A 7987-nucleotide genomic window follows, 5' to 3' on the forward strand; every position below is an offset into this window, starting at 1 on the left:
GGACGATGAGCTACGCGAGCCTGCGCGAATTCATGAATGACCTGGAGCGTCGCGGCGAACTGAAGCGCGTGCCCTTTCCCGTCGATCCGCGACTGGAGATGACGGCCCTGTGCCGCCGTAGCCTGCGCGAGGGTGGTCCCGCGCTGTTGTTCGAACGACCGCAGCGCTCGACCATGCCGGTGCTCGGCAACCTGTTCGGCACGACGCGGCGCGTCGCTGCCGCGCTCGGCCTGGAGAGCACGGCGCAGTTGCGGGAGATCGGCTCCGTGCTCGCGTTCCTCAAGGAACCGCAGTGGCCGAACCAGCCGAGCGAAGTCTTCGAACACCTCCCGGCCTTTGCGCCGCTCCTGAAAGCGACGCCGCGCACGATTGCAAACCCGCCGTGCTGCGAGATCGTGCAGACGGGCGCCGACATCGACCTCGGCTCGCTGCCGGTCTGGACGTGCTGGCCGGAAGACGCCGGACCGCTCATCACGTGGGGGCTCGTCATCACGCGCGGCGTGCAGCATCCGCGGCAGAACGTGGCCGTCTATCGCCAGCAGGTGCTCGGCCCGAATCGCGTGATCATGCGCTGGCTGCCGCATCGCGGCGGCGCCCTCGACTACCGGTCATGGTGCGGGAAACATCCAGACAAACCATTCCCTGTGGTCGTTGCGATCGGCGCCGATCCGGCGCTGCTGATTGCCGCAGCCGCGCCGATTCCCGACACGGTGTCGGAGTTCCAGTTCGCCGGGCTGCTGCGCCGCCGGCGCAGCGAGATCTGGCAGACGGCGGTCGGACTGAGCGCACCGGCGACGGCCGAGATCGTGATCGAAGGTCACATCCATCCGGGCGACGAAGCACTCGAAGGACCTTTCGGCGATCACACCGGCTACTACAACTCGCAGGCGCGCTTTCCCGTCCTCACCGTCGAGCGCGTGTCCATGCGCCGGGACGCCATCTATCACGGCGGCTACATGGGACGTTCGCCCGAGGACGAGCCCTCCGTGCTCGCCATGGCACTCAACGACATGTTCGTGCCCCTGCTGCAGCGGGCCTTTCCGGAGATCGTGGATTTCTGGCTGCCGCCGGAAGCCTGCTCGTATCGAGTGGCGGTCGTCAGCATCCACAAGGCGTATCCGGGACATGCGCGACGCATCATGCAGGCCGTGTGGTCGACTCTGCGCCAGTTCACCTACACGAAGTTCGTCATCGTGACCGATGCGGATATCGACGTCCGGGACTGGAAGCAGGTGATCTGGGCGCTCGCGACGCGCGTCGATCCGGCGCGCGATGCCATGCTCGTGCGCCGCACCCCCATCGACTACCTCGATTTCGCCAGCCCGACTGCCGGACTCGGTTCCAAACTCGGCCTGGACGCGACGAACAAATGGCCGGCGGAAACGAAGCGCGCCTGGGGCAGAGCGATCACGATGACTCCCGAGATCGAAGCACGCTGCGATCTGCTCTGGCGCAGCCTGCATGCTGCGGACGCGCAGTCGCGACGGAGAGCGCCGTCGCGCTAGAGCGTCCTTCGCCGGCGATTCCTCCGGCCGTGGATTCTTGCTACTCGTAACGCAGCACCTCTACCGGATTGGTCCGCATCGCCTTGCCCGCCTGCAACGCGGCCGTCATCAGCGTGACGGCGGCAATCAGGAATGTCGCCAGCACGAAGGGGCCGGCCGTGATCCCGGCGTGATATTCGAACCGCTGCAGCCACCGGTCGATCGCGTAGCAGGCCAGGATGGACGCTGGCACGGCCGCGGCGATCACCAGCAGCAACAGCGGTCGCCCCAGCATCGTGAGGATGCTGCGATCGGAGGCGCCGAGCAGCTTGCGTATCCCGATCTCGCGGCTTCGCTGCTCGACCATGAATGCGGACAGCGCCGCAATGCCGATGATGGAGAGGGCGATGCAGATGCCGGCGAAGATGCCGGTAAGCGCCAGCAGTCTCGCCTCCGTCCGGTACAGCTGCTCCAGACGATCCTCGAGAAACACCGGCTGGAAGTTGAACGTCGGATCGAACCGGCCCATGAGCTGCTTGATGTGCTGCAACGTTTCGCCCACACGCTCGCCTGACAGCGAGATGATGACCGAGGATTGCAGTACCGCCTTCTGCAACGGCAGCGCCTCGTCGTAGCGCTCCTCCAGCGGGATCATCACCATCGGACCGACCGCGTTGTGCAACGATGCGTAGTGGAAGTCCTTCACTACGCCGACGACCAATCGCGTGCGCGAGCCCGTCCCCACGGTCTGAATGCGCTTGCCCACCGCGTGGTCCCAACCGAACCGGCGCACCAGGGTTTCGTTGACCAGCGCCGCTTCCTGCAGGTCGCTGCCCATCTGCTCCGAGAATGCGCGACCTTCGATGATCTGCAGCTCCATGCTGTCGGGAAAGGTGGGATCGATCCACAGGGCGGCGAGTTCGGTCGGCTCGAGCGTGCCCTGCGTGCTTTCGACCCGCATGCGAATGTTGCTGCTGCCGGTGCCGGGCACGATGTTGATGGTGGAAACGTTCCGTACGTTGTCCAGCCGCCGCAGCTCGGTCTTGATGGTCGGAAGGTTCCGGACCACGTCATAGCCATACAGCGTGACGATCAGGCGATTGTCCCTGGCGAAACCCAGCGGCTTCTCGTGGACATACCGCATCTGGCTCATCATCAGAAAAGTACAGGCGATGACGCCGATGGAAATCGCGACCTGGATCGCGACCAGGATCTGTCTCAGATTGAAACCGGTCTGCCACGATCTGCGCAGGTGAGTGAGTGCGGCGAGCGGCGAGATTTCCGAGAGATGGAAGGCGGGATACAGCCCCGACAACAGCGCGACGATCAGCCCCAGCAGCAACATGCCTCCCCACACATCGGGGTCAGACATCCCGGCGAGCAATTGCTGATGACCCATCAGAGTGCCGATCGGCGTCAGGGCAAGCACCAGCGCCGCAAGCAGCACGCCCGCGATCAGCGCAATCGCCGTGAAGACCAGCGACTCGCCGAGGAACTGCCCGACGAGTTCCACCCGGGTCGCACCGAGCACCTTGCGCATCCCCACCTCTCTGGCGCGCCTCGCCGCTCGCGCCGTTGCGAGGTTCGTGTAGTTGATGCAGGCAGCCAGCAGAATGAACACGGCGATGGCGCCGAATCCGTATGTATAGGAGAGGTTGCCTGTGGGCAGATCGTCGTCCAGCTTCTCGCCGTAGTGCACGTCGGCGAGCGGCTGGAGCCTCGCTTCGAACCGCCTGTTCCCCTGCGCGCCCGAGCGGTCCGTCATGTACCTGGCGACGAAGCCGTCGACCAGCGAGTTGAAGTCGCGCGGATCGAACTGCGGCGGCACCCTCACGTACGTATACACACCACGGGTCCACAGCCGGCTGACGTAGCTCTTGCTGAAGCCGGGAAACATCAGGTCCATCAATGCCAGCGGAAACAGCGCGTCGTACCGCAGGTGCGTGTTCTCCGGCAGATCGGCATAGACGAGCGTCACCATGAACGGCAGGTTCGCCGCCATGATCGTCCTGCCGATCGGATTCTCGTCGCCGAAGTAGTAGCTCGCCACGCGCTCGCTGATCGCGATCGAGAACGGCTTGGCGAACGCCGTCCTGGCGTCGCCGTAGAGAATCTGGTGCGTGAAGATCTCGAACACGCTCGCATCCGCAAGATAGAGATTCTCCCAGGGGCGCTGGTTGTTCTCGAAGCGCAGCACGGTTCCTTCGGGCGGGCGCATGAAGCGCACTTGTTCGCCGAGCTGCGGATAGTCCTGCATCAGCAGGGGCCCGAGACCTTCCTGACTCAGGGCCGAGCGCGACTCACCGTTGGGACCGACGAACGACGTGGTCATGCGGTAGATGCGATCGTGATTGGCCTGCCAGCGGTCGTAGGCAAGCTCGCTGCGCAGGTAGAGGGCGATCAGCACGCAGCTGGCGATGCCGAGCGCCAGCGTCAGGACGTTGATCGCTGCGTAGCGCTTCTCGCGCGACAGACGGCGCAGCGCGACGATCATGGTGTCCCCTGCCATGCCGCTGCCTCAGCCCTGCGTGATCCGCCCGTCGAACATGCGAATCAGCCGCTTCGAGTACGCGGCATCACGCTGCGAATGCGTCACCATGAAGATGGTGCTGCCTTCTTCGTTGAGCTTGTGCAGCACCTTCATGACGTCCTCTCCATGCTCGGAGTCCAGGTTGCCGGTGGGCTCGTCCGCCAGGATCATCCTGGGCGCCGTGACCACGGCGCGGGCGACGGCGACGCGCTGCTGTTGACCGCCGGAGAGTTGCACGGGGAAATGGTTGCGACGATGCGCGACGTTCATCTTCTCCAATACGGCTTCCACCCGCTGTTTGCGCTCGATCGCAGGCACGTCGTTGTACTTGAGCGGCAGCTCGACGTTCTCGAACACCGTCAGTTCGTCGATGAGATTGAAGCTCTGGAAGATGAATCCCAGGTTCGCCTTGCGCAGGCGGGCAAGCTCGGCAACGGAGCAGCCAACGACTTCCTCACCCAGGAAACGGTAACTGCCGCTCGTGGGCACATCGATCAGGCCGAGAATATGCAGCAAGGTGGATTTGCCGCAGCCCGAAGGGCCCATGAGCGCGATGAACTCTCCTGCGTCCACCTGAATGCTGAGGTCGTTCAGCGCCGTGGTTTCCACCTCCGTGGTGCGAAACACCTTCGCAAGCTTCTCGGTCTGGATGATCACTCTTCTCTCCCGTTCCTGAACGCAGGCGGCGGTTCGGGCAGCGCCACTTCCTCGACGCCACCGAAATTTTCGTAGCTGGACGTGACTATCCAGTCGCCCGGCCGCAACCCTTCGAGCACCTCGACGTACTGCGGATTCTGCCGGCCAAGTACGACTGGCGTACGCACCGCCGAGCGACCGTCCGGCGCCAGCAGATAGACCCAGCGTCCGCCCGTTGCGCGAGTGAACTGCCCCTTCTCGACAAGGGTGGCGGCGCGCGATTCGCTCAGGCTGAGCTGCAGTTGCAGTTTCTGCCCGCGCTTGAGTCCCTCGGGCATCGCGCCGACGAATTCCATGTCGGCCTGAAACATCTCCTGCCTCACTTCCGGATAGATCTTGACGATCTTCAGCTCATGCACACGCCCGTTGAACGTGAACTGCGAGATCCGGCCCGTCGCCACCGACGAGACGTAGTACTGATCGACGTCGGCGCGGACCTTGAAACCGCTCGCCTGATCGATCTGACCGATGCGTTCTCCACGCTGGAAGCTCTGCCCCTGCTCCGCACCCAGCGCCGACAGCAGACCGTCCACCGGCGCGCGCACTTCCAGACTGTCCACGATCCTCGACAGCACCTGCAGATTGCGACTCACGCGTTCCATCGAAGATTGAATCTGGGCTTCCTGCTGTTGCTGCAGCCCGGTCTCGCGCTCGATGCGCTCCTCCAGCAGGGCGTGCTTTCGCTGCAGGTACTCGAGCTTGTCCCGCGACGTTTCGTACTGCTCCCGCGACAACGCCGCACTGCGCGAACTCATCAGCCGCTCGTAGCGCTGATGTGTCCTCTGCAGCTCCTGGATCTCGTACTCGACGTCAAGAAGATCCTGTCTGAGCATCAAGCCGGAGCGGGCGAGCGTATAGCGGGAGTTTCTCAGCTCGTTGAGATTTTCGAGCAGCCGGGTCTCCGCTTCGATGTTCTGCTTCTGCACCGCATTGTTCGAGAACGACAGGATGAGGTCGCCCTGCTTCACCATGGCGCCCGGCTGCAGGTAGACGTGTTCCACGATTCCGCCCTCCTCCAGATCGAGGAAGACGGTTGCGCTCGGCAGCACCGTGCCGTTCACCGGCACGTATTCATGAAACTCCCCGCGCTGCACCTGGGCGACACTCAGCCGCTCGGGCTTGACGGTGGACCGCGTCTTGCTGCCCGCCAACCCCATGAAGGCCAGAACCAGCACCGCAGCGCACGCTGCGGCGATCAGCCAGAGATTCCTGGCGCGCCACCGGGACACAACGATCTTCTGATCCATGCCTGACATGGTCTTCATGAGTACGAGGCGGTTGAGCAGTTCGCATCAATCTACTACATTAGTAATAGAATTGACTATTATCGTGGTTAAACAGGAATCCGGCACCGATCATGAAGCAACGTCGCCTCTGGTTGATCCTGCTGGCCGCCGTACTGGCGATTCCTGTGGCGCTCACGGCTGCCGTCTTCATCTGGTCGCGACGACCGCCGCCGCCGCTCGTACCAGGGCCTGTCGTGCAACTCCGGGACGGGGCAGTTCAGGGCGCTGTCGTGGACGATGTCGTGGTGTACCGCGGCATTCCTTTTGCGGCAGCGCCGGTGGGCGATCTGCGGTGGCGTGCGCCTCAGCCGGCACCTTCATGGTCCGGCGTGCTTCAGGCGACCGCATTCAAACCCGCGTGCATGCAGCCCGGCACGCCGATCCCCGGTATGGCGCGCGGCGCGATCAGCGAAGACTGCCTGTACCTGAATCTCTGGACGCCAAAGTCATCCGGGACGAAGAAGCTTCCCGTGATTGTCTTCCTGCACGGCGGCGGCAATATCGACGGCTCTGCATCACCACGCCCGTACTGGGGCGATGGTCTGGTTCGGCATGGCGTCGTCACCGTCAATCTGAGCTATCGCCTCGGTGTGCTCGGCTGGCTCGCGCATCCCGATCTCACGCGGGAAGCGAGCTACCACACCTCGGGAAACTATGCGCTTCTCGACATGATCGCGGGCCTGCGCTGGGTGCGCGACAACATCGCGGCATTCGGCGGCGATCCTGACAACGTCACACTGATGGGCCACTCCGCTGGTGCGTTCAGTGCGAGTCGCCTGATGACGTCACCCCTCGCGGAGGGACTGTTCCACCGGGTCATCGGCGAAAGCGGCGGCGATTTCCATCCGGGGGGATCGCCGGGCGGCAACGCATTTCTTGCGGAGGCGGAACAGGCCGGCATCGAACTCGCGCACAGCTTCGGCGCCTCATCGATCCACGAACTGCGACAACTGCCTGCCGCGAAGATCATCGAAACGCCACTGCCGGACGTTTGGAGGCGGCTGCCGATCATCGACGGCTACGCAGTGCTGACAGACTCGCAGGAGTCGTACAGGCAAGGCAGACAGCACAAGGTACCGATCCTCGTCGGCTACAACGAGTTTGAGGGCGCGAATATCGACGAAGCGGCTCCAGCAACTGCTGCCGCTTTCACTTCGCGCGTCCGGGCGCGCTATGGAACGCTGACACCGCGCGTCCTCGAAATGTTTCCGGCGGAAACCGATGAGGAGGCCGTCCGCTCCTTCGTGCGCCTGAAAGGCGAGGAAGCGATCAACTGGAATGTCGCCACCTGGGCGCGACTTCATGGCATGACCGGCAGTAGCGACGTCTATGTCTACTACTTCACGAAACAGCCACCCTTCGGCCTGTTGCGGAAAATGGGCGCTGCGCATGGCGCGGAACTGCCCTACGTGTTCGGCACTGTGCCCGGATGGATGCGGGTATTCACGCAGTGGCCCTGGAAGGCCCGCCAGGATCTGGCGCTCGCGCGACAGAGCCCTGCCTACTGGACGAACTTCGCCAGAACCGGCAATCCGAACGGCGACGATCTGCCGCCATGGCCTGCCTTCAATCGTCATCGGCAGGTTCAGTACCTTGCAGAGGACGGCACCCGGCCGGGTCCACTACCGCATCAGGACGAGCACCAGCTGATGGACGAGCATCTGAACCCGCAGCCATGAGGTCGAATCGAGCGTCCCTTCCTCTACGCAGCGGGGGAAGGACAGTGGGGGGGCTGTAGGTCAGGCTTTAGCCTGACTCCGAAAAGAGGCCGGCTGAAGCCGGCCCCACAGTTAAGAAGCCCCCACCCTAACCCTCCCCCGCTGCGCGGAGGAGGGGACCGGACCAGAGGCGATGTCTTCGACCTCTTCTCCCATTTGATCGCAATACGACAGACGTAGTAGTTTACGGGCCACCGCCCGCAAGCCGGAAAAGCACTCCCATGGCCTCGCCGAAACTCAGCAAGCTCGAAATGAAGGTGATGGAGGCGTTGT

General features: G+C 63.6%; 5 protein-coding genes. 2 read left to right on the top strand and 3 right to left on the bottom strand.

All coding sequences use genetic code 11. The features are described from left to right. The first annotated feature begins 5 nt into the window (after window positions 1-5). On the top strand, window positions 6-1505 hold the full coding sequence (locus V7D81_RS17490; protein ID WP_324318628.1) for a UbiD family decarboxylase: 1500 nt from the start codon (window positions 6-8) through the stop codon (window positions 1503-1505). 40 nt (window positions 1506-1545) lie between these two features. Here V7D81_RS17490 and V7D81_RS17495 read toward each other — a convergent pair whose 3' ends face one another. Genes V7D81_RS17495 through V7D81_RS17505 form a run of 3 tightly spaced genes read right to left on the bottom strand, consistent with a single transcriptional unit; the run spans window position 1546 to window position 5975 of the window. Beyond that, window positions 1546-3993 carry an FtsX-like permease family protein gene (locus V7D81_RS17495; RefSeq protein ID WP_324318630.1) on the bottom strand — a complete coding sequence of 816 codons (2448 nt, stop codon included), beginning with the start codon at window positions 3991-3993 and terminating at the stop codon, window positions 1546-1548. A gap of 9 nt (window positions 3994-4002) precedes the next feature. After that, on the bottom strand, window positions 4003-4668 hold the full coding sequence (locus V7D81_RS17500; RefSeq protein WP_349257687.1) for an ABC transporter ATP-binding protein: 666 nt from the start codon (window positions 4666-4668) through the stop codon (window positions 4003-4005). Beyond that, complete coding sequence (locus V7D81_RS17505) at window positions 4668-5975, bottom strand: efflux RND transporter periplasmic adaptor subunit (protein WP_324318634.1); 1308 nt, start codon at window positions 5973-5975, stop codon at window positions 4668-4670. Before V7D81_RS17505 ends, V7D81_RS17500 begins: the two co-directional genes overlap by 1 nt. A 92-nt stretch (window positions 5976-6067) precedes the next feature. On the opposite strand from V7D81_RS17505, the gene V7D81_RS17510 reads away from it, so the two are divergent. Then, window positions 6068-7675, top strand: coding sequence for a carboxylesterase/lipase family protein (locus V7D81_RS17510; RefSeq protein ID WP_324318636.1), 1608 nt, complete (start codon window positions 6068-6070; stop codon window positions 7673-7675). The last annotated feature ends 312 nt before the right edge of the window (window positions 7676-7987 follow it).

The sequence above is a fragment of the Povalibacter sp. genome (assembly GCF_036735925.1).
Lineage (GTDB): Bacteria > Pseudomonadota > Gammaproteobacteria > Steroidobacterales > Steroidobacteraceae > Steroidobacter.